The 22286-nt window shown below is 69.4% G+C and carries 15 protein-coding genes; 7 read left to right on the top strand and 8 right to left on the bottom strand.

Annotation, left to right across the window (positions count from 1 at the left end; all coding sequences use genetic code 11):
* The first annotated feature begins 399 nt into the window (after positions 1-399).
* Positions 400-1776 carry a glycoside hydrolase family 6 protein gene (locus SK854_RS09845; RefSeq protein ID WP_319974700.1) on the top strand — a complete coding sequence of 459 codons (1377 nt, stop codon included), beginning with the start codon at positions 400-402 and terminating at the stop codon, positions 1774-1776.
* 166 nt (positions 1777-1942) lie between these two features.
* Here the strand turns inward: SK854_RS09845 and SK854_RS09840 are convergent, their stop codons facing one another.
* Entirely contained in the window at positions 1943-4318 is a 2376-nt protein-coding gene (locus SK854_RS09840) for an RICIN domain-containing protein (RefSeq protein WP_319974699.1), read from the bottom strand.
* 297 nt (positions 4319-4615) lie between these two features.
* Between SK854_RS09840 and SK854_RS09835 the strand changes: the two genes are divergently transcribed.
* The 6 genes from SK854_RS09835 (at position 4616) to SK854_RS09810 (ending at position 12901) form a co-directional block, all read left to right on the top strand.
* Positions 4616-5383 carry a FadR/GntR family transcriptional regulator gene (locus tag SK854_RS09835; protein ID WP_319974698.1) on the top strand — a complete coding sequence of 256 codons (768 nt, stop codon included), beginning with the start codon at positions 4616-4618 and terminating at the stop codon, positions 5381-5383.
* A 141-nt stretch (positions 5384-5524) separates the two neighbouring features.
* Positions 5525-6565: a LacI family DNA-binding transcriptional regulator gene (locus tag SK854_RS09830; protein ID WP_319974697.1), complete on the top strand. Its 1041-nt coding sequence runs from the start codon at positions 5525-5527 to the stop codon at positions 6563-6565.
* A gap of 169 nt (positions 6566-6734) precedes the next feature.
* Complete coding sequence (locus SK854_RS09825; RefSeq protein ID WP_319974696.1) at positions 6735-7748, top strand: cellulose binding domain-containing protein; 1014 nt, start codon at positions 6735-6737, stop codon at positions 7746-7748.
* Positions 7749-7787: 39 nt separating this feature from the next.
* Positions 7788-9248 carry a non-reducing end alpha-L-arabinofuranosidase family hydrolase gene (locus tag SK854_RS09820; protein WP_319974695.1) on the top strand — a complete coding sequence of 487 codons (1461 nt, stop codon included), beginning with the start codon at positions 7788-7790 and terminating at the stop codon, positions 9246-9248.
* Positions 9249-9311: 63 nt separating this feature from the next.
* Positions 9312-10949, top strand: a complete 1638-nt coding sequence (locus tag SK854_RS09815) for a glycoside hydrolase family 27 protein (protein ID WP_319974694.1) — start codon at positions 9312-9314, stop codon at positions 10947-10949.
* Positions 10946-12901: a family 43 glycosylhydrolase gene (locus tag SK854_RS09810; protein ID WP_319974693.1), complete on the top strand. Its 1956-nt coding sequence runs from the start codon at positions 10946-10948 to the stop codon at positions 12899-12901. Before SK854_RS09815 ends, SK854_RS09810 begins: the two co-directional genes overlap by 4 nt.
* Positions 12902-12999: 98 nt before the next feature.
* On the opposite strand, the gene SK854_RS09805 is transcribed toward SK854_RS09810, so the two are convergent.
* From SK854_RS09805 to SK854_RS09770, 7 genes are all read right to left on the bottom strand, one after another.
* Positions 13000-13329: an anti-sigma factor family protein gene (locus SK854_RS09805; RefSeq protein ID WP_319974692.1), complete on the bottom strand. Its 330-nt coding sequence runs from the start codon at positions 13327-13329 to the stop codon at positions 13000-13002.
* Complete coding sequence (locus SK854_RS09800) at positions 13326-13835, bottom strand: sigma-70 family RNA polymerase sigma factor (protein WP_319974915.1); 510 nt, start codon at positions 13833-13835, stop codon at positions 13326-13328. Before SK854_RS09800 ends, SK854_RS09805 begins: the two co-directional genes overlap by 4 nt.
* A gap of 12 nt (positions 13836-13847) precedes the next feature.
* The gene (locus SK854_RS09795; protein WP_319974691.1) at positions 13848-14621 is read right to left on the bottom strand and encodes an enoyl-CoA hydratase/isomerase family protein; all 774 of its coding nucleotides are present in this window, start codon (positions 14619-14621) and stop codon (positions 13848-13850) included.
* 10 nt (positions 14622-14631) lie between these two features.
* Positions 14632-15864 carry a hypothetical protein gene (locus tag SK854_RS09790; RefSeq protein WP_319974690.1) on the bottom strand — a complete coding sequence of 411 codons (1233 nt, stop codon included), beginning with the start codon at positions 15862-15864 and terminating at the stop codon, positions 14632-14634.
* Complete coding sequence (locus SK854_RS09785; protein ID WP_319974689.1) at positions 15861-17399, bottom strand: amino acid adenylation domain-containing protein; 1539 nt, start codon at positions 17397-17399, stop codon at positions 15861-15863. The genes SK854_RS09790 and SK854_RS09785 overlap by 4 nt, the downstream gene beginning before the upstream one ends.
* A 713-nt stretch (positions 17400-18112) precedes the next feature.
* On the bottom strand, positions 18113-19198 hold the full coding sequence (locus SK854_RS09775) for an aldose epimerase family protein (RefSeq protein ID WP_319974687.1): 1086 nt from the start codon (positions 19196-19198) through the stop codon (positions 18113-18115).
* Between the two features lie 13 nt (positions 19199-19211).
* Positions 19212-22286 (bottom strand): family 43 glycosylhydrolase, encoded by a 3075-nt coding sequence (locus tag SK854_RS09770; protein ID WP_319974686.1) that lies wholly within the window; start codon positions 22284-22286, stop codon positions 19212-19214.

Raw genomic sequence — 22286 nt, 5'->3', positions numbered from 1 at the left:
GGGGTCCGGTGCGCCAGTGCCGGATCCCTTGAGCGACAAGGAGTGTCTCAGCTCCATGTTCACGCTCACAAGAACGCACTGTCGAATTCGACAGCAGGTTGACTCGATCGGCGCACAAATGTAGGGGAGCGCTCCCAGTCTGAACGTCAAATCGTTTGAACACGACCGTCGAACGGCATTGAAACCGCATTCTGCTAAAGTTAGCGCTAACATTTTTAGCGTTGACGGACTGGTGTTCCGAGGCTACGTTGGCCCGAACTCGTATTCGCTTTTCCGCGATGCCGGTCCGAGACGGACCGAGTGCTCGGCTGTGCGCCGCACGTTTCGCGCACTGCCTGTGAGAGCGCTCTCACGCATCGTCCCCCTTTTCCCCATGGCAACGACGCTGCGAGGACCTGAATGTCAGCAACTGTTCCGTCCCGAGAAGTCACGACGGCACCGAGGAGGCGGGCGGCGGGCGCGTGCCTGTTCGCGTCCGCGCTCGTCGCCGGGGTCACCGCCCTGGTGGTCAGCGGCGGCACGGCCGTCAACGCGGCGGAGTCGGCGTTCTACGTCGACCCGTCGAGCTCCGGTGCCAGGTGGGTCGCCTCCAACCCGGGAGACTCGCGCGCGGCGGTCATCCGCGACCGCATCGCGTCGGTTCCGCAGGCGCGCTGGTACACCACGACCAACACCTCGACGGTGCGGTCGGAGATCAGCTCGTTCGTCGGCGCGGCGGCCTCCGCCGGCAAGATCCCGATCCTGGTGGTCTACAACATCCCCAACCGCGACTGCGGAGGAGCCAGCGGCGGCGGTGCCTCCTCCCACGAGGCCTACCGGGCGTGGGTGGACGAGGTGGCCGCGGGACTGGCCGGGCGTCCGGCGACGATCGTGCTCGAGCCGGACGTGCTGCCGCTGATGACCAGCTGCCAGAACGCGGACCAGCAGAACCAGACCAGAGCGTCCATGGCCTACGCCGGCAAGAAGCTCAAGTCCGGCTCCGGGCAGGCGAAGGTGTACTTCGACATCGGGCACTCCGCGTGGCTGAGCCCGTCCGAGGCCGCGAACCGGTTGCGCGCCGCGGACATCTCCAACAGCGCCGACGGCATCTCGACGAACGTGTCGAACTACCGTTCCACGTCCGACTCGGTCAACTTCGCCAAGAACGTGCTCAACGCCGTCGGCGACAGCCGTCTCAAGGCCGTGGTCGACACGAGTCGCAACGGCAACGGCCCGGCCGGCAGCGAGTGGTGCGACCCGGCGGGACGCGCGATCGGCACGCCCAGCACGACGAACACGGGCGACTCGAAGATCGAGGCGTTCCTGTGGGTCAAGCTGCCGGGTGAGTCCGACGGCTGCATCGCGCCGGCCGGTCAGTTCGTGCCGCAGCGCGCCTACGAACTCGCGATGGCGGCGGGTCCGATCACCACGACGACGACCACCACGACCACCACGACGACCACCACCACGAGTGGCGGCAACCCCGGCGGCGGCTGCAAGGCGACCCACCGCGTCGTCAGCCAGTGGCAGGGCGGCTACACCGGCGAGATCGTGATCGAGAACCGCGGCCAGGCGATCAACGGCTGGACGTTCTCGTTCTCCGCTCCCGGCGTGTCCGTCACGCAGGGCTGGAACGGGACGTGGACCGACACGGGCGACGAGGTCCGCGTGGCGAACACGTCCTGGAACGGCTCGCTGGGCGCCGGTGCGCAGCTGAGCATCGGGTTCAACGCGAACTACAACGGTGGCACGCCTCCGTTCTCGTCAGCGGTGCTGAACGGCGTCGCCTGCTCCTGAGGTGACGTGGACGGGTCCCCGCACCGGCCGGTGCGGGGACCTGGTGGTGTGGCTCGGAAGGATGGTTGGGCGATTCACGCTCAGGGGAGCGCCTCGCGGCGCCGCGACGCACCCGTCTGCCCGCGAACTCACCCGGCAACCTTCCAAGCCACACCACTGGCTGTGCTCAGCCGCGCAGGCTCCACTGCTGGTTCGTCCCGCCGTGGCAGGCCCAGAGGTGGATGAGCGTGCCGTTCGCGGTGCCGTTGCCGCTGGCATCGAGACACAGCCCCGACTGCGCACCGGTGATGGTGCCGTCGGCGTTGACGTTCCACTGTTGGTTCACGCCGCCGTGGCAGTCCCAGAGGATCGCCGCGGTGCCGTTGGCGGTTCCTCCGCCGCTGGCGTCGAGACACTTGCCCTGCACGGTGAGTTGCCTGCTCGCCGTGTGGTTCCAGCGCTGGTTCGCGCCGCCGTTGCAGTCCCAGAGCCTTGCCTGGGTGTTGTTGCCGGTGCCGGCGACGTCGAGGCAGCGACTCGACTGGCTTCCGACGACCGTGACGTTCTCGCGGCCGCCGCCCCCGCTGCCGCCCGGTCCGGCGTTGGCGATGACGGCCTGCGCACCGGACGGCCAGTTTCCGCCTGAGACCACGACGTTGCCGTTGACCACGTTGCCGCGGTCGCCGTTGGTCACGTTGGTGCTGTTGTTGGTCGACCAGTTGCCGGTGAGCGTCCAGTTGCCCATGTTCTCGCCGCCCCAGTAGTTGGCGGTGGCCCAGGTTCCGGTGGAGGAGAAGACGTTGCCGGTCGCGCGGTAGTACTTGGAGCCCTCGTCGAAGTAGAGCCCGAACCACCCGTTGGTGCGCAGGCAGTGGTTGCCGCTGATCTCCGCGTTCGGGTTCCAGCCGAGCGTGTAGATGCAGCCGCCGTCGGTCATCTGCTGCATCACGTCGTGGACGTAGTTGTTGATGAGCTTGTTGTTCGACGCGGTGGTGGGAGTGGAGTACCGCGGCTGGTAGTTGTACAGACCGCGGTTGGCGTAGTGGTTGCTGCCACCCGCGTCGTTGGCGCCCCAGCCGTATCCGAGGGACAGGCCGGAGTACGGCATGTTGTAGATCTCGTTGTGGGACACGGTCGCCGTGGCGACGTAGGTGTTGAGCACCGACACGTTGCCGCGGTACTCGACGGCGAGGTCGTGGATGCGGTTGTGGCTGACCGTGATGTCCCGGTTGACCATCCGCTGGTCGCTCGGGTGGTGCGCGTCGGCGCGCACGCCACCGACCACGACGCCGCCCGCCGAGTTGCGGGCGATCTCCGACCTGGTGATCGTGATGCCGGACGCGCCCAGTCCCACACCGCTGGCGTGCGCGTTGGCGTCGTTGCCGATGCCGATCGCGGTCTGGCCGAGGTTGACGAACTGCGAGTCGGTGAAGGTGATGCCGCTCGCCGCCGAGACCTGGACCGCCGCGGGCATCTGGGACCAGTGCGGCCGCACCGCCTCGAACTGCGCGCAACCCTGCTGGCACGAGTTGATCCGGTCGGCGGGCCAGTTCTGGTTGCCCGCCATGTAGGCGCCGGTCTGCTGGTCGGCGAATCCCTGGTTGCTGCTGGGGCCGAGCCACGAGGTACCGGTGAAGGTGATGCCGCCGAACGTGATGTCGCGCGCCGGAGCGTCGTAGGTGCCGCCGACGTTGACCAGCGACTGCAGCACCGGCAGTTCCACGTTGACGTTGCTCATGTTCTGCCCGGCGAGCGGGATGTAGTAGAGCGCGCCCGCGCCGGGGTTGACGTACCACTCGCCCTGCGCGTCGAGGAACTCGTACGCGTTCGCCAGGTACAGGGGCCCGGCCCGGTGCGGTTTGCTGAGCGTGTCGTAGCCGAAGGTGTTGTTGTTCCACGCGGGTTGCTGCATCGTGAGGAAGTTCCCGGCGATGCTCTGCACCGGCGAGTAGCGGTCGGTGAACGAGTTGACGCTCTCCACCTCGACGCGGTTCTGGTTCGCCAGGTTGTTCAGGTAGTTCAGCGCACTGTTCGAGAAGCGCATGCCGGTGTCGGTGAACGTGAAGTCGGCGCGGTTCACCTGGGTCCGCGCGCGGGTCGCGACAGCGCCGTTGACGTACAGCTGGCGGCTTTCGGCACCGGTGCCGACGTTGGCCCGCCAGATGTTCTTGCCGGCGTCGGCCAGCGACCACCCGGTGACCGCCCTGGCGCCGCTGATGACGGGACGCGCCGACGGGGCCGCCTGCCAGCGCACGCGGTACCCGTTGCCGCCGGAGTCCGCCGCGGTGAGCCGGAACGGCGCGGTGAGCCGGTAGGTCCCGCCGGCCAGCTCCACCACGATGTCACCGGACATCGATGTGTTGAGGGACCGCACCGCGGCCTGTGCGCCGGTCAACGAGCACGGCGCCGCGGCGGAGCAGGCCGTGCCGGTGCCCGAGGGAGAGGCGTGGAGGGTCGTGGTGGCCGCGGAGGCGGGGGGAGCGAGGGCTAGGGAGGCGATCACCGCCGCGGAGGCGGCGAGTGCGATCCGCCCGCGCACAGCGGGGAACGAGGACGTGGACAAGTGACCTCCTGGTGGGTGTGGCCTGATCACCTCTCCCGCTGCGGCGGACGGGACAGCTCGTGTCCTGTGTGGACGGTCGGATTCGTCGAGTCCGCCGGGGAACACCCCGGCGGGACGGAGGACTTCGCGGCGGCGGCACCGTGGAACAGGGCGTGCGGACGGGTCCCCGTGGACGGGAGGACCGGCGTCCCGGCCGGCCCAAGAACAACGCGAACGTAACTCGTATGACGTGTGACGTCAATGGTGTTACGTATACTGTCGGGTCCTGGCAACAGGTTGCGGCGCAACGGAGGCGAGATGTCGGTGACACGTCCGGAGCAGGGTGCGGCCGCGATCCCCGGATGGACGCGGAGACCGGTGAACCTGGCCGCCGCGGTCACCGCCGAGCTGGTGCAACGCGTCGTGCGCGGCACTTACGCCCCTGGAACCACACTGCCGCCCGAGCCCGTGCTGTGCGAGACCTTCTCGGTGAGCAGGACGGTGATCCGCGAGGCGGTGAAGGTCCTGCAGGAGAAGGGGTTGGTGCGGGTGCGCCAGGGCGCGGGCACCACAGTCACCCCGATGGCGCAGTGGAACATGCTCGACGAGCTGGTGCTCGCCGCCGCGGTCGACGAGGACGAGAGCCTCGCGATCCTCGACGACGTGGTGGTGACCCGCCGGTTGCTCGAGTCGGACATGGCACAGGTCGCCGCGCGCACGGCCGGCGAGGAGACCCTGGACCGGTTGCGCGCGTTGGTGGACCGGATGGACGAGCTCGTCGGCGACACCACCACCTACGAGGAGCACGACCGCCTGTTCCACGACACGATCATGCAGGCCTCGGGGAACCGCATCGCCCGTGGCGTGGTGCGCTCGCTGGAGAGACAGGTGCTCAACAGCGCCGGCTATCACGGCCGCAGCGGCCGGGACATGTGCAAGGCGTCCAACCAGGGGCACCGCCGCATCTGCGAACGCATCGCCGCCCGCGACGAGATCGGTGCCGCACAAGCCATGTTCACCCACATCACCGAGGCGTGGCTCGTGCGCCGAGGAGAGGCGGGGGACCCCGGTCGCCTGAAGCGGTAGACCGCTCGTCGTGCGACGGCCCCCTCCGCCAGGGCCGTTCGGCGGAAGGCGTGTGACCACAACCATTTCGTGGAACATCCGACTGGAACGCGGTCGGGCCCGTACAGCACGGGAGGCGGATCTGCGGTGGGACGAACTCGCGTGACCCTGGCCGACGTCGCGGCGGCGAGCGGGGTGTCGGTGACGACGGCGTCGCTCGTGCTGACCGGACGCGCCCGCGAACTGCGCATCTCCGAGGACGCCGAGCAGAGGGTCCGTTCCACGGCCAGGGAGCTGGGCTACCGGCGCGCCGCCCTGGTGGGCGGCCCCCGTCCGGGACCGTCGCGGACGATCGGGTTCGTGCTCGACACCGTCACCTCGTCCGGACTGGCGGGCGAGGTGGTGAAAGGCGCGGTGGAAGCCGCCTACCGGCACGGGTTCATGCTGTTCGCCGGCGAGACCGGCGGCGACGCGGGACTCGAGCGGTCGCTGGTCGAGGCGATGCGCGACCGGCGTGCGGATGGCATCGTCTACGCCACCACGCACACGAGGGCCATCGCGGTGCCGGAAGGCCTGCACCACGGCCCCACCGTGCTTCTCAACGCCACCGCAGGGGCCCGTTCGAGCATTCCGTCGGTGGTGTCCGACGAGGTGCAGGGCGGTCGCTCGGCGGCACGTGTCCTCGTCGAGGCCGGGCACCGCCACGGCGTTCACCTGATCGGCGCGGGACCGGGTCCCTACGACGTCCCGCCCCACAGCATCGCGGCCGTGCAGCGCCTCATCGGGATGCGCGAGGTGTTCGCGACCGCGGGCGTCGAGGTGGTCAGCGCGCACCGCTGTCCCACCTGGACGCCGGAGGACGGGTACGACGCGACGAGGGAACTGCTGCGGCACCACCTGCCCAGGGCGCTGGTGTGCTTCGACGACCGCCTGGCGTTCGGGGCCTACCAGGCGCTCGGGGAGGCCGGGCTCTCGGTGCCGGGCGACGTCTCCGTGCTGGGGTTCGACGACCACCCCGTCGCCTCGTGGATGCGGCCCAGGCTGACCACCATCGCCCTGCCCCACCACGAGCTCGGCGTGCAGGCGGTCGAGGTCCTGGTCGACATGCTGGGACGACGGGGGCGCGGCGTCCGGCCCCCGCTGGTCCGCCGGGTGCCGATGCCGGTGCGCGAGGGCGGTTCGGTCGCGCCGCCGCAGCGGTGAGCGGCTTTGTTCGCGTTAACAGCGCGAAGGCGAGTGGTTTCGGGTTGAACGCCTGTGCACGTCACTTTGCTAAAAGTTAGCGCTCACATTTAGCTTTGACCCGGCGTGACGGGGTCTTCTACATTGCTGGAAGCCGCCCCGCCGCTGACCGCTCGTCGAAAGGCTCATCATGCCGAGCCCGCTCAAAGCGCTGTGCGGTGCGTTGATCGCCACCCTGCTGGCCGCGTCGCCCGCCCTCGCCGACCAGTCCACTGTGGATTTTCCGGCTGCCGCCGCCGACCCGGTGCGGGTGATGCCGCTGGGCGACTCCATCACCCAGGGCGGCTCCATCGGTGGCTACCGCCTCGATCTCGGCACGAAGCTGCGTGCCGCCGGACGCGCCGTCGACTTCGTGGGTTCGCTCGCAGACGGGCCGGGCTCCATGCCCGACCGCAACCACGAGGGGCACCCCGGCTGGACCATCGCGCAGGTCGACGCGAACGTCGTGAACTGGCTGAGGACCTACACCCCGCGCACGATCCTGCTGCACATAGGCACCAACGACATGTACGGCAGCGACCCCGCGGGGGCGCCACGCCGGCTCTCCGCGCTGGTGGACAAGATCACCGCGCAGGCGCCGAACGCCGAGGTGTTCGTCTCGACCATCATCCCGATCCGGTTCGCCGACGCCACCGTGCGCGGCTACAACGCCGCCATCGTCCCGCTGCTGCGGGCAAAAGCCGCGGCGGGCAAGCGGGTGCACGTCGTGGACATGTACCCGGCGGTACCGATCTCCGACCTGCCCGACGGCATTCACCCGAACGCCGCCGGCTACAGCAAGATGGCGACCGTCTGGTTCACCGCGCTCTCCTCGGTTCCCGGCAGCATCGGCGATCCTCCCGCACCCGGCGGCACCTGCACCGCCACGTCGAGCGTCACGGGCCACTGGAACGGCGGTTTCCAGGCCGAGGTCACCGTCGCGAACCCCACCGCGTCCGCCCTCACCGGCTGGACCGTCAAGTTCACGCTTCCCAACGGGCACACCGTGTCGCAGATCTGGGGCGGCGTCGCCAGCGGTTCGGTCACGGTCACCAACGCGCCGTACAACGGCTCGATCAACCCCGGCGCCTCGACGACGTTCGGCTTCCTCGCGTCCGGTTCCGGTGCGGCGGCGGTCGGAACCGCCACCTGCGCCAGCGCGTGATCCCTGCTTCTCCGCTCCCTCCGACGACGAAGGGTGATCATGTTCTTCGCACGATTGTTCACATCACGACGAGCCCGGCTCACGGCCGTCGCCGCCGTGCCGCTCATCGCGGTGTCCGCGCTCGCCGCGGTGGCGGTGCCTCCCGCCGCCGCCGCGCCGGGCTGTTCGGTGACCTACTCCGCACCGTCGCAATGGGACGGTGGCTTCACGGCGAACGTCAGCGTCACCAACCTCGGTGACGCCGTCGACGGCTGGACGCTCACGTGGAGCTTCTCCGCCGGCCAGCAGGTGAAGCAGGCCTGGAACGCCGAGGCGACCCAGTCGGGCACCCAGGTGACGGTGCGCAACGTCTCGTACAACGCGACGATCCCCACCGGCGGCAAGGTCGAGTTCGGGTTCAACGGTTCCTCCACCGGTTCGACGAACCCGAACCCCACGGCGTTCACGCTCAACGGCACCCTGTGCACCGGCGACGTCGGCCCCACCACCACCACTACGACGACGACCACCACGACCACGACGGGCAACCCACCGGTGGGCAACCTGCCGTCGAGCTTCCGCTGGAACTCCAGCGGCGTGCTGATCAGCCCGAAGCCGGACGCCACGCACGCGAACGTCGCGGTGAAAGACCCGAGCGTCGTGTACTACAACGGCAAGTACCACGTCTTCGCGTTCACCTACACCAACGGCTACAACCTGATGTACACCAGTTTCAGCGACTGGTCCCAGGCGTCGTCGGCACCGCACTACTACCTCGACCGCTCCGGCGTCGGTGCCGGGTACCGGGCCGCGCCGCAGGTGTTCTACTTCGCGCCGCAACGCCTCTGGTATCTCGTCTACCAGACCGGGTCCAACGCGTCGTACTCCACGACCACCGACATCTCCAACCCGGCCTCGTGGTCCACGCCGAAGAACTTCTACGCCAACGGAATGCCGCAGATCATCCGCGACAACATCGGCAACGGCTACTGGGTCGACTTCTGGATGGTGTGCGACACCGGGAAGTGCTACCTGTTCTCCTCTGACGACAACGGCCACCTCTACCGGTCGGAGACCAGTCTCGCGCAGTTCCCGAACGGCTTCACCAACACGGTGATCGCCATGCAGGACAGCAACCGCAACCGGTTGTTCGAGGCGTCGAACGTCTACAAGATCGCCGGCAAGAACCAGTGGTTCCTGGTGCACGAGGCGATCGGCTCGGACGGCCGCCGCTGGTTCCGCTCCTGGACCGCGCCCTCGATCACCGGTCCGTGGACGGGGCTGGCCGAGAGCGAGTCGAACCCGTTCGCCCGCGCGAACAACGTGACGTTCCCAGGTGGACAGTGGACGCGCGACATCAGCCACGGCGAGATGGTGCGCACGAACGTCGACCAGACGATGGAGATCAGTCCCTGCAAGCTCAGCTATCTCTACCAGGGCATGGACCCGAACGCCGGAGGTGACTACAACCGGCTGCCCTGGCGGCTCGGCCTGCTGACCCAGACCAACTCGACCTGCTGAGTGCAGGACCGACGCCGCCGGGCACGCGCACCGGCGGCGTCCCCCTGCGAGAAAGGGGCAACGATGCCCTCCTGGTCCAGGAAACTCACGCGTCTCGCCGCCGTCCTGCTGGCGGCGATGGCGACCGTCACCGCGAACCCCGCCGCCGCTCCTGCCGCTCCCGGCAGCCCGGCGCTGACCCCGCCGCTCGGCTGGAACAGCTGGAACAGCTTCGGCTGCGGCATCACCGAGGGCCAGGTCCGCCAGGCCGCCGACGCGATGGTGTCGTCGGGCATGCGCGACGCCGGCTACCAGTACGTGGTCGTGGACGACTGCTGGTTCGACCCGCAGCGCGACTCCGCCGGCAACCTGCGGGCGCACCCGTCGAAGTTCCCGAGCGGGATGAAGGCGCTGGGCGACTACATCCACGGCCGCGGCCTGAAGTTCGGCATCTACCAGGCGCCGAACGAGAAGACGTGCGCGCAGGGCACCGGCGCCCACCCCGGTTCGACGGGCAGCAAGGGCCACGAGGTCCAGGACGCGCGGATCTTCGCGTCGTGGGGCGTCGACTACCTGAAGTACGACTGGTGCTCCGGCGCCGGCACCCGGGACGAGCAGATCGCCCGGTTCACGATCATGCGCGACGCCCTGCGCGCCACCGGCCGCCCGATCGTCTACAGCATCAACTCCAACAGCTTCCACGCTCCCACCGGCGACAGGTACGACTGGAGCGAGATCGCCGACCTGTGGCGCACCACCGAGGACCTGCTGGACATCTGGCAGAACGGCAACACCAACAGCTACCCGATGGGCGTGGGCAACGTCGTCGACATCACCGCCCCGCTCGCCGTGCAGGCCGGTCCCGGCCACTGGAACGACCCGGACATGCTGGTCGTCGGACGTCCAGGCCTCACGCTCACCGAGTCGCGGTCGCACTTCACCCTGTGGTCGCTGATGGCGGCGCCCCTCATGGCGGGCAACGACATCCGCACCATGTCCGCCGACGTCAGCGCCGTCCTGCGCAACCAGCGCCTGATCACCGTGAACCAGGACAGCCTCGGCGCGGGCGGGCGGCGGGTGCGTGACGACGGCGCCACCGAGGTGTTCGCCAAACCGCTCGCGGACGGCTCGGTCGCCGTCGGCCTGTTCAACCGGGGCGGCGGCACCGCGACCATCGCCACCACAGCCGCTCAGATCGGCCTGTCCGGCGGCAGCTTCACGCTGACCGACCTGTGGACCGGTGGTACGTCCACCACGTCGGGTGCGATCTCCGCGTCCGTTCCCGCACACGGCGTCACCGCGTTCCGGGTGACCGGCGGCAGCCCGCTGGAGAACACCACCTCCCGGCTGCGCGGTGCCGGCTCGAACCGCTGCCTCGACGTCGAGAACGGGTCCACGGCGGCAGGGGCCGCGGTCGTGATCCAGGACTGCCTCACGCCGGCCTCCCAGCGGTGGACCTCCTGGACCAACGGCGAGGTCCGCGTGTTCGGCGACAAGTGCCTCGACGCGTACGACCAGGGCACCGCCACCGGCACGAGGGTCATCGTCTGGCAGTGCAACGGCCAGGCGAACCAGCGCTGGACGCTGGGCTCGGACGGGACGCTGCGCAACACGAACGCCGGTCTGTGCCTGGACGTCGAACGGGCCGCGACCGCCAACGGTTCGAAGCTGGTGCTGTGGACCTGCAACGGTCAGACCAACCAGAGGTGGTCACGATCATGAGGTGGGCTCCCGCCGCGGCGGCGGTGTCCGCCCTCACGCTGGTGGCCGCGGGACTTGCCGCGAGCACGACCGCGCAGGCCGCTCCCGGCTGTTCGGTCACCTACACCAAGACCTCCGAGTGGCAGGGCGGCTTCGGCGCCTCCGTGTCCATCACCAACACCGGTGACGCGATCACCGGCTGGACCCTCGAGTGGGCGTACGCCTCCGGCCAGCAGGTCGGGCAGCACTGGAACGCGGTGATCACGCAGAGCGGCGGCGAGGTCAGCGCGCGCAACGCCTCCTACAACGGGTCGGTGCCGGCCGGCGGCAAGGTCGAGTTCGGGTTCAACGCCACGTCCGGCTCCGCCAACCCCGACCCGGTGTCGTTCCGCCTCAACGGAACCACCTGCAACGGCGGCACGGATCCGACCACCACCACGACGACGACCACCACGACGACGTCGACACCCCGGCCGGCGTCGTTCACCAACCCGGTGCTGTGGCAGGACTTCGCGGACATCGACATCATCCGCGTCGGTGACGCGTACTACTACTCGGCGTCGACCATGCACTACTCGCCGGGCGCGCCGATCCTGCGCTCCTACGACCTGGTGAACTGGGAGTTCGCCGGGCACTCCGTGCCACGACTGGACTTCGGCTCCAAGTACGACCTCAACGGTGGCCGAGGGTACGTGCGGGGGATCTGGGCTTCGTTCCTCAACCACCGCAAGAGCAACAACACCTTCTACTGGGGCGGGTGCGTCGATTTCGCTCAGACCCACATCTACACCGCCGCGGCCGTGGACGGGCAGTGGTCGAAGCTGTCCACGATCAACAAGTGCTACTACGACGCGGGAATGCTGGTCGACGACAACGACACGATGTACGTCGCCTACGGCAACACCACGATCAGCGTCGCGCAGCTGTCGGCGGACGGGAAGTCGGAAGTCCGTTCGCAGCAGGTCTTCCAGACGCCGTCCAACATCGGCACCTTGGAAGGCGCCCGGTTCTACAAGCGCAACGGCAGTTACTACATCTGGCTGACCAGGCCCGCGAACGGCCAGTACGTGCTCAAGTCGTCGAGCCCGTGGGGCCCCTACACCGTCCAGCAGGTGCTGCTGAACATGCCCACGCCGATCCAGGGCGGGGGAGTCCCGCACCAGGGCGGCATGGTCCAGACGCAGAACGGCGACTGGTACTACATGGCGTTCGTGGACGCCTACCCCGGCGGCCGCGTGCCGGTGCTCGCGCCGATCACCTGGACCTCCGACGGCTGGCCGCGCATCACCACCGTCAACGGAGGCTGGGGCGCGAACTACCCGATGCCGAACCTGCCCGCACCACCACGCCAGGTCAAACCCATGATCGGGGTGGACACCTTCGAGGGCACGAAACTCGGGCCGCAGTGGGAGTGGAACCACAACCCGGACACCACGAAGTACAGCGTCAACAACGGATTGCGGCTGTCCACCGCGACCGTCACCAACGACCTGTACAACGCCCGCAACACCCTCACCCACCGAATACAGGGCCCGACCTCCACGGCCACCGTCACCCTCGACCTCGCGTCGATGCGCGACGGCGACCGCACCGGCCTGGCGATGCTGCGCGACTCCTCGGCGTGGATCGGGGTCAAGCGCGACAGCGGCCGCAACCGCGTGGTCATGGTCAACGGCCTCACCATGGACAGCAGCTGGAACACCACCGGCACCGGCACCGAGGTCGCGAGCGCGAACCTCACCGGCACCCGGATCTGGTTGCGCGCCAACGCCGACATCCGTCCCGGCAGTGGGCGCCAGGCCCGGTTCTCCTACAGCACCGACGGCGTGAACTTCACGTCGCTGGGCAGCGGCTTCACGCTGAAGAGCGACTGGCAGTTCTTCATGGGCTACCGGTTCGGCGTCTTCAACCACGCCACGCAGGCGCTCGGCGGCTCGGTGGGGGTGCAGCGCTTCGAGCTGACCACTCCCTGACAGGTCAGAGCCAGTGGAGTGGCCCGGAACGTCGGCTGGGTGATTCACGTGCACCCGTCTGACCGCGAATTCGCCCGGCACCCTTCCGAGCCACACCACTAGCAGCAGAACAGCACGCCGAGCACCACACCGGTCACGGCGGCGACGAGAACCGTCGCCGCCGTGACCACGAGGCGACGCCGCCGCACGGCCCGGACGAGCCGGGGCAGGACGGTGGCAGGTACCTCCGGGTCGGTGTCCAGGGACTGCACCGCCCACTCCGTCGGCACGCGCGACAGCAGGCCCGTCACCCCCGCGAGCCGGCAGACCTCCTGCTCGCACGAGGCGCACTGCGCGAGGTGCTGCTCGTAGGCCAGCCGGTCCGCGGTCGACAGCGAGCCCAGGACGTAGGCGCCGTCCCACTCCCGGAACGGATCCGGTGTGTTCACCGCCCCGTGACCCCGTTCTCCTGCAGCGCCAGCCTCAACGCCCGCAGGCCGTAGTGCAGCCGCGACTTCACCGTGCCCTGCGGTACTTCCAGCGCGTCGGCGAGCTCCGCGATGGACTCACCTCGGTAGTAGGCCCGCACGATCACCTGCCGGTGCTCGGGTTTGAGCGTGGACAGCGCGTCGGCGACGAGCCACGCGTCGAGCGTGGAGTCGGTGTGGTCGGCCCGCGACCGTTCGGGCAGGCTCTCCGAGTCGACCTCCCACCGGGCACGGGCGCTGCGGCGTTCGTCGATGGCGTAGTTGCGCGCCACGGCGTAGAGCCACGCCTTGGACGCCGACGAACCCTGCTCCAGCACCTCGGGATGCCGCCAGGCGCGCAGCAGCGCCTCCTGGACGACGTCCTCGGCGAGTTGCTCGTCCCCGGTCAGTCGCAGGGCGTAGCGCCACAGGGCGGCGGCGTGGCCGTCGTGCAGCGCGCGCAACAGGGCGATGTGGTCGTCGTTGATGACGCACCCCGCCTAGGTGCGGAACGCCGGGGAGCGCTTGCCGAGGAACGCCGCTGTGCCCTCGCGCATGTCGTCCGTGGTGAAGGCGTGCCGGAACGCCTCCAGTTCGGCGTGCAGCCCCAGGCCGACGGGCACGCCGTCCGCGGCGTTGATCACCGACTTGCACGCGGCCACCGCGGCGGGCGAGTTGGCGGCGATGTCGGCGAGCACCAGCCGTGCGGCGGCGAACATCTCCTCGCGGGTGTCGAAGACCTGGTTCACCAGGCCGGTGCGGTGCGCCTCTGCCGCGTCCACCCGCCGGCCGGAGTAGATCATCTCGCGGGCCCGCGCCACCCCGACCCGCCGGAACAGCCTGACGCAGCCGCCGAAACCGGGGATCAGGCCGAGGAGCACCTCCGGCTGCCCGAACACGGCCTTGCGGGTGGCGTAGACGAAGTCGCACGCCAGCGCCATCTCACAGCCGCCGCCGAGCGCGTAGCCGTCGACGCAGGCCACCACGGGAACGGGGAGCCGTTCGAGCAGGCACGTCACCTCCTGGCCCAGCGCGCCGAACGCCTCGCCCTCCTCGGCGGTCATGGCCGCCATCTCGCGGATGTCGGCGCCGGCGATGAACGCGGGTCCCTCCGATCCCGTGAGCAGGACCGCGCGCGGACCGGAGAGGGTAGACAGCAGGTGGCGCAGCTCGGTGAGGGTCCGCTGGGACAGGGCGTTGCGGGCGTGTGGCCGGTGCACGGTCACCGTCAGCACGCCGCCCTGCTCGTCGAGCACGAGGTCCTGATAGTCCACAGTGGTCTCCTCACGAGTCCCAGATGGCGCCGTAGGCGGGGATTCCCCTGGCCTCCAGCTCTTCGACGACGTGCCAGGTGGTCTGTTTGTTGGAGATGCAGATGACCGCCTCCGCGTCGAACCGGCGGCAGGCGTCGTGCGCGAGCGCGACGAGATCAGGCTTGCCCTGACCGGCGGTGTCCCAGACGACGGCGTCCGGTTGCGCGTCGAGGATCTCGTCGACCAGCGCGTCGCCGTAGGTGCGGCGCGGGTCGCGGGTCGACCACACCAGCGTGGCCGGCGCGGTGCGGGCGAGCAGGTGCGGCAGGCAGGGGCCGATGCCGCTGCCGGTGGCGACCCACACCACCCGGCGGAACAGCTTGTCGATGTTGCCGACGCCCGCGGTCGGGATCCCCTTGACCCACAGGTGGCTCGGCTGGTCGGCGATCAGCTTGGCCGTCCAGTCGCCCGCGCGGGAGATGGTGAGCCGGAAGCCGGAACGTCCCGGGGCGGGCACGTTCGCGAACGAGTGCCATTCGAGCAACGGATTGCGGCTCACCGCTGTCGAGGAACCCGCGAACGGTGTGACGCCGTGGTCGAACGAGACGAGCGCGACGTGCGGTGACGGGCTGACGATCCGCACCGGCACGCGCCGCAGCCGAAGCCACGGCAGCGCCACGCTGACCACCACGAGGGCGAGGGGCCAGAGGAACACCGGGTTGGACACCCCGGCCAGCGCGCCGAACAGCACGAGCACGGTCCAGCCGCCGAACCGGTGCGACCGTTCGAAGAGGTCGTGGTGGCGGGCACGGAACCGGGGGAGCGCGAGCACGGTCATCGCGACGAGCAGAGCGAAGATCGTCCAGCTCAACGCGATCGGCAGCACGCCGCGCGTGATGACGGCGAGCGGGACGAACCAGGCCACGGCACAGACTGCGCCGCCGACGTGCAGGCCACCGAAGTGGTAGACCTTGCCCAGCGTCCACCGCACCCGCAACGGCCAGTGTGCCGGCGCGCTGGTGGCGAGCCGGAACAGCAGGTTGATCACCAGCTGCTGCCGGACCAACGCGGCGAGCGCCACGTTGACGACCACGAGTGTGGTCAGCACGTCCTGGTCGCCCCACCAGTCGCCGACGAGCGCGAAGACGAGGTTCGCGAGGACGACGCCCGCCGCGAGCCGGTTGTGGTGGGTGAACGGGCGGCGGCGCAGGACCGCGCGCAGGGATCGTTCGGCCGGTGGCAGGACCAGATCGTGCACCGTCATGCCACGGGCTCCCGCCGCAGTCCGTCCACACGCGACAGAAGCGCGCGCCGGTCGACCTTGCCGCGGTCGGTCGTCGGCAGCGTGTCGACCGGGACGATCAACGTCGGCACGCAGTAGTACGGCAGCCGTTGCGAGACCGCCCGCCTCGCCTGCTCCGGTGTCGCGGTGCCGGGACTGATGAAACCGACGAGCTTCCCGTCGTGCACGACGGTCGTGGCGCGGTCGCAGTCCTCTGCGCGCTCCAGCGCCGCGGTGACCGCGTCCAGCTCGACCCGGAACCCGCGCACCTTGACCTGGTCGTCGGTGCGGCCGCGGTGCTCCAGCCGGCCTTCGCGCGTCCACCGGCCGAGGTCGCGCGTCCGGAACATCAGGTGGTCGCCGCCGAGGAACGGATCGGGGCGGTACCGCTCCGCCGTGAGGTCGAGGTCGCCCAGGTAGCCCGCCGTCACGCACGCCCCGCCGGCCCACATCTCACCGACCGCGCCGATGGGGCACGGCCGCAGGTCGTCGTCGAGCACGTACACGGTCGTGTTCGGCACGGGCCTGCCGATGGTGAGCTGCCCGGAGCCCGGTTCGTAGCGCTGCACCGTGTTGACGATGGTGACCTCGGTGGGACCGCAGGCGTTGTGGAACGCCACGCGGCCCGCCCACACGTCCGCGAGGGCCTGCGGACAGCGCTCGCCGGCGACCGCGACCGTGCGCACTCGTTGGCACGCGGCGGGATCCAGTGTCGCCAGCACGCTGGGCGTGGCGATCACGACGTCGACCGTGCTCGCCGTCCGCGCGAGGTCGTCGCCGCGGATCACGAGCGTGCCGCCGTTCGCGAGCGTGCCGAGGATCTCCCACATCGCCATGTCGAACGCGATGTTGAGCAGCTGCGACACCCTGATCCCCGGCGCGACACCGAGGGAGCCGGGTGCGGTGAGCAGGACGTTGCACAGGTTGGCGTGGGAGACCCGCACCCCGTTGGGCCGCCCGGTGGTGCCGGAGGTGAAGATGACGGCGGCGATGTCCGACTCCGCGGTGATGGTGCGGCGGAACGCGCCGGCCGCGGGCAGCGTGTCGATCGTGATGATCGTGGCGAGGTGAGGGGGCAGGGAGGCCGCGTCCGCGGTCGTGGTGAGCACCACGTTCACCCGTGCGACCCGGACGATGTGCCGCAGATGGGCCTCGGGGGTGATGCGCACGTCCTGCGGCACGTAGGCAGCACCGGCCTTGAGCACCGCGAGAACGCCCACCACCATGGAGATCGACCGCGTCAGGAACAGTCCTACGTGGTCGCCGGGGCGCACGCCGCCGCGGACCAGGATCTCGGCCAGCGTCGAGGCCCTGGCGTCGAGCTCCCCGTAGGTCAGGGACTCACCGAGGTGTTCCACCGCGGTCAGGTGCGGGCGACGCGTCGCGTGCGTCTCGAAGGCGTGGTGGACGTGGTCGGACGGAGGGGTCCGGACTGGACCGGCGCCGAACGCCTGGAACAGTTCGCGGTCGGCGGGGGACAGATCGCACAGGGCGGATTCCTGGAACAGGGCTGTCACGACAGGTGCCCTTTCGTGAGCGGTGCGTGGGCAACCGCTTGAACGAGACAGCCCGCCGGGAGGTTCACGTCGTGTCGAATCGCCCGTCGAATTCGAAAAGTCCTTGTCCTGCAAAGCTTTTCTTCGCGCGTGGGCGGGACTGTCCCGTCACCCAGACGGATGATCCCGGGTTCCTGCGTTTGTCATAGTCGTCTGCGCATATGAGCATCTGTCCTATGACGACTGTCGAGCACGCTCCCGCGGAACTGCACCGCCACACCCACGGCCCTGGCTGCGGCCACGATGCCGTCGTGCACCGGGATCACGTCGACTACCTGCACGACGGGCACCTGCACCGCGAACACGTGACGGATCGCGGTGTGCACTACGACGAGTGCGACAAGTGCCGGTGCGCGCACTGCACGGACTCGTGCGCGCAATGCGACTGCTCAGAATGCGACTGCCCGACTTGCAACCACGCCCAGTGCGCGTGTGACGGATGCGCTGACTCGTGCGCCAACTGCACGTGTGCCGAATGCAGCTGCCCCACGTGCAGTCACGCGGCGTGAGCTAGGGCCTGTGTCGAAGTCTGGTCCGCGATAGCCGGGCCCGAGACGGCCCCTGGCGGCACGGCCGGACGACCCACGTACAACACCGGTACGCGGGCCATCCGGCCGCACCAACAGGAACCACCTCAAGCACGACTCTCATCGAACCAGACTTCGACACAGACCCTAGTCCGCAGTGGACAGTTGGAAGACCGTCTCCTGGTGGTAGACGTCGCCGGGCCGCAGCACCGTGCTGGGGAAGTCCTGGCGGTTCGGCGAGTCCGGGAAGTGCTGTGCCTCCAGGGCGAAGCCGGCGCCACGGCCGTACGCGCGGCCGCCGGTGCCGACCAGGTCGTCGGTCAGGAAGTTGCCCGAGTAGAACTGCAGGCCGGGCTCGCTGGTCCACAGGGTCAGCAGTCGTCCGGAGACCGGGTCGCAGGCCTGCGCGGCGAACGAGGCGCCGGAGGAGTCCAGCACCCAGTTGTGGTCGTACCCTCCCGCGATCCGCAACTGCGGGTGGGCCGCGCGGATGCGGGCGCCGATCGCGGTCGGCAGCCGGAAGTCGAACGGGCTCGCCTCGACCGGCACGGGAGCGCCCACCGGGATCAGGGCCTCGTCGACGGCGCAGAACCGGCTCGCGTTGAGCATCAGCGACTGGCGGTGCACGTCGCCGCTGCCTTCCCCGGCCAGGTTCCAGTAGGTGTGGTTGGTCATGTTGAGAACGGTGGGCGCGTCCGTGGTCGCGCGGTAGGTGATGCTCAGGCGGTTGTGCCGGTCGAGCCGGTACGTCACCTGCGCCTCCACGGCTCCTGGGAAGCCGCCGTCGCCGTGCGGGCTCACCAGTTCGAGCCGCACGCCCACGCTGTCCGTCTCGTGCAGTTCGGTCGCGGACCACACCCGCGTGTCGAAGCCGGCCGGTCCGCCGTGCAGGCTGTTCGGGCCGTTGTTGAGCGGGAGCTGGTGCTGGACGTCGTCGAGGGTGAAGGCGCCGCGCGCGATCCGGTTGGCGTACCGGCCGATCACGGCGCCGAAGAACACCCTGGTCGCGCCGGGCCGGGTGTTCGCGACGTAGTCGTCGAGCGTGGGGAACCCGAGCACCACGTTGGCGGGAACGCCGTGGCGGTCGGGTGCCTCCAGCGACTGGATCACCCCGCCGTAGTCCAGCACCCGCACGGTGAGGCCGCCCGGCCACGCCAGCACGTACCGGTGGACGTCGGTGTCACCGACCCGGCCGAACTGCTCCCGGCGTAGCTCGGGTTCCCGCTGCGACATCGAACTCCTCGTATCAGTTGATCAGGGCCCGGCAGTGCTGCGGCCGGATCCGTTGTGGTGCGACGCTCTCCAGGGTCGGCGTGACCGGGACGATGGAGCCGTCGCGGCCGAACCTCATCCTGTCGATCGTGGTCTCGCGGTGCGTGCCGTCCCCGCCGGGGATGGCGAAGCGGTGGTACACGAGGTACCAGTCGTCGGTGCCCGGCACCTGCAGCATCGAGCTGTGCCCGGTGCCCTTGACGCCGAGCTTCAGGTCCTTGCTCAGAATCAGGCCGCGGTTCGTGAACGGGCCGGTGGGGCTGGGCGCGGTCGCGTAGGCGACGCGGTAGTCCTCGCTGCGGGTGTCGTCGATCGACCAGCTCAGGTAGTACGTGCCCTTGCGCTCCACCATGAACAGGCCCTCCCGGAAGTCCGTCAGCCCGGTGAGGCGGGTGATCTTGGCCGGGTCGTAGGAGATCATGTCACTGTTGAGCGGAACGACGTAGGCCTCACCGTTGCCCCAGTACAGATAGGGCTGTCCGGAGCGATCGACGAAGACGGCGGGGTCGATGGCCTGGCCGCCGCCGGTGGGGTTGCGGGCGATCAGCGGCTGACCGGAGTCGACGAACGGGCCGGTCGGGGAGTCGCTCACCGCGACGCCGATCTTGGCCTCGGCGCAGAAGTAGAAGTAGTACTTCCCGCCGCGTTCGACGATCGTCGGTGCCCACGCGTTGCGGTCCGCCCAGCTGACGCCGGGACCGAGGTCGAGGATGACGCCCTCGTCCTTCCAGTCGACCAGGTTCTTCGACGACCAGGCGGAGAACTTCGTGCCGCTCCAGCCGTCGAAGCCGTCGGTGGTCGCGTAGATGTAGTAGGTGTCGCCGAACGCGACGACGTTCGGATCGGCGTTGAGGCCCGGCAGCACGGGGCTGCGCATCTCGTGGGCCTCGACCGTCCACACGCGACTCTCGCGGCCCAGCCTCACGGTGAACTGCCGCGGCTTGCGCAGGTCGACCGGGCCGCTGGGCGTGATGGTCGCGCCGGGAGCCAGGCCGAAGTCGAGCTGGACCCGCCGCAGGTCGGTACCCGGTCGCACGGGGAGCACCACGCTGCCGGGTTCGATGACCGCCGGTGCCTTGAGCGAGTCGTGCGCGACCGACCGGATCAGGGTCGCGTTGAACGGCAGCGCGGCCACCTCGGTGCTCGCGAGCGCCCGGTTGTAGAGCCGGACGTCCTTCATCCTGCCCTGGAACGTCCTGTCCGCCGCGTACACCGATCTGCCGAGGTAGTTGGCTGCCGTGATCCCACCGCCGAGGTCGGACGGCTTGATGGTGACGGCGTTGTTGCGCGCCACTTCGACGCCGTCGAGGTAGAGCACCTCCACGCCGTTGCCGACGGTCAGCGTCACGTTCTTCCAGACCCCGCGCGGCAGCGCCTTGCCGGAGTTCACGCCCTGCTCGGTCGTCCAGTTGCCGGTCGCGATCGCGCCGCGATACCCGTCACCGGTGCTGAACAGGTAGCCGTTGCCGACGCCGTTGGGCGCGGTGTTGCCGAACCCGTAGAGGAAGTACGGCGTCTGCTGGGCCGGATCCACCAGCACGTCGGCGGAGATCGTCGCGGCAGGGGCACCGGTCAGCATGTTGTTCGGCAGCTGGACGTGCCCGCCCTTGAGCGACAGGGAGCCCTCGGACCACGTGGCGTCGCCGGCGAGCACGCCGTCGTAGCCGTGGCCGGTGGCGTCGGCGGCGGACCCGTTGAGCGGCCAGTGCGCGACGAGGCCCTTCGAGTCGGCCTTCACCGGAGCCGGGGGAGCGGTGAGCCGGGACAGCTCGGCCTGGGTCACCGGGAGCACCGTGCCGTGCCGCGGAGACGTGGGCAGGCGGGCGCCCGTGGACATGGTCCACTTGCCGGAGGCGAGGTCGGTCGTCTCGAACGGCACGTAGCCGCGGCCGCCGTACTCGTCGATGAACAGGTACCACTTGTTCTCGGTGTTGGACTTGAACCCGGTCGGGCCCTCACCGGCGCTCAGGCCGGGGCTGGTCGAGGTGGCCTTGCCGATGCACTCGGAGACGAAGTCGTACTTCGGGTTCAGCAGGTCCGCCGACTTCTCCGCGGTGATGTACTTGCTGCACGGCGAGGACGACGAGTTGTTCCGCTCGTCCTTGGTGTAGCGGTAGTAGGTGCCGTTGTGCTCGATGACGGTCGAGTCGATCACCGAGTAGCCGGGGTCGATCCACACCTTCGCCGGGCTGAACGTCACGAAGTCGCGCGTGGTCGCGTACATCATCCGGTTGTAGCTGTCGCCGGTGTGGCCGGGATCGGTCTCCGCGTAGAGCTTCGACGCCCAGTAGACGACGTAGTGGCCGCGCTTGGCGTCCCAGAACGCCTCCGGTGCCCACGTGTTGCCCGCGGTCGGCGGCGAGACCTGGACGCTGCGCTGGCGTGACCAGTTCCGCAGGTCCGTCGACTCCCAGACCATCAGCGACCGGCTGCCGCTGCGCTGCGCCGCGTCCCAGCCGCGCCCGCCGTTGATCTTCAGATCCGTGGCCAGCAGGAAGAACTTGTCCCCTTCGGGGGAGCGCAGGATGAACGGGTCGCGCACGCCCAGTTCACCGAGGCTGGACTTCAGGACCGGCTGGCCGCCGTTGACCTCGGAGAAGTCGAGCGGGTTGTTCCCGTTGCTGGCGGCGGCGTAGATCTGCTCGCCGATCGGGCTGCCCTCGCCGGTGAAGTAGAAGAAGCTGTAGCCCGCCAGCGGTTCCTTGACGGGCAACGGGGTGACGGTGGCGGTGAGCGCGCGGGTGACGCTCTGCTGCCCGCGGCTCACCTTCGCCGTCAGCACGACCTTGGCGGGTTTGCCGCCCGCAGGAGGGCGGCTCACCTCACCGGTCGGCGTGATCACCTTGCCGTTGGACGACTTCCACGTGACGGTCGTGTCGTGCGCGCCGGTGGCGGGCAGGGTGAGATGTCCGCGGACGTCGTCGATGTTCGGGACTTCGAGCGCGTTCGCCGCTGTCCGCACGAGCGGTTCGGCGGCGGCAGGGGTGATGGGGACCAGGGCGGCCGTCACGGCCACCACCAGACCGAAACGGCGCAGGGATGACAACAT

It is taken from the genome of Lentzea sokolovensis (assembly GCF_033949975.1).
Lineage (GTDB): Bacteria > Actinomycetota > Actinomycetes > Mycobacteriales > Pseudonocardiaceae > Lentzea > Lentzea sokolovensis.
This window is presented reverse-complemented; position numbering and strand designations above follow the sequence as displayed.

Excerpts from the sequence above, each read along its gene's own strand:
- SK854_RS09845 (WP_319974700.1), top strand. The coding sequence starts at position 400 with ATGTCAGCAACTGTTCCGTCCCGAGAAGTCACGACGGCACCGAGGAGG.
- SK854_RS09835 (WP_319974698.1), top strand. The coding sequence starts at position 4,616 with ATGTCGGTGACACGTCCGGAGCAGGGTGCGGCCGCGATCCCCGGATGG.
- SK854_RS09825 (WP_319974696.1), top strand. The coding sequence starts at position 6,735 with ATGCCGAGCCCGCTCAAAGCGCTGTGCGGTGCGTTGATCGCCACCCTG.
- SK854_RS09820 (WP_319974695.1), top strand. The coding sequence starts at position 7,788 with ATGTTCTTCGCACGATTGTTCACATCACGACGAGCCCGGCTCACGGCC.
- SK854_RS09815 (WP_319974694.1), top strand. The coding sequence starts at position 9,312 with ATGCCCTCCTGGTCCAGGAAACTCACGCGTCTCGCCGCCGTCCTGCTG.
- SK854_RS09810 (WP_319974693.1), top strand. The coding sequence starts at position 10,946 with ATGAGGTGGGCTCCCGCCGCGGCGGCGGTGTCCGCCCTCACGCTGGTG.
- SK854_RS09790 (WP_319974690.1), bottom strand. The coding sequence starts at position 15,864 with ATGACGGTGCACGATCTGGTCCTGCCACCGGCCGAACGATCCCTGCGC.
- SK854_RS09775 (WP_319974687.1), bottom strand. The coding sequence starts at position 19,198 with ATGTCGCAGCGGGAACCCGAGCTACGCCGGGAGCAGTTCGGCCGGGTC.
- SK854_RS09770 (WP_319974686.1), bottom strand. The coding sequence starts at position 22,286 with ATGTTGTCATCCCTGCGCCGTTTCGGTCTGGTGGTGGCCGTGACGGCC.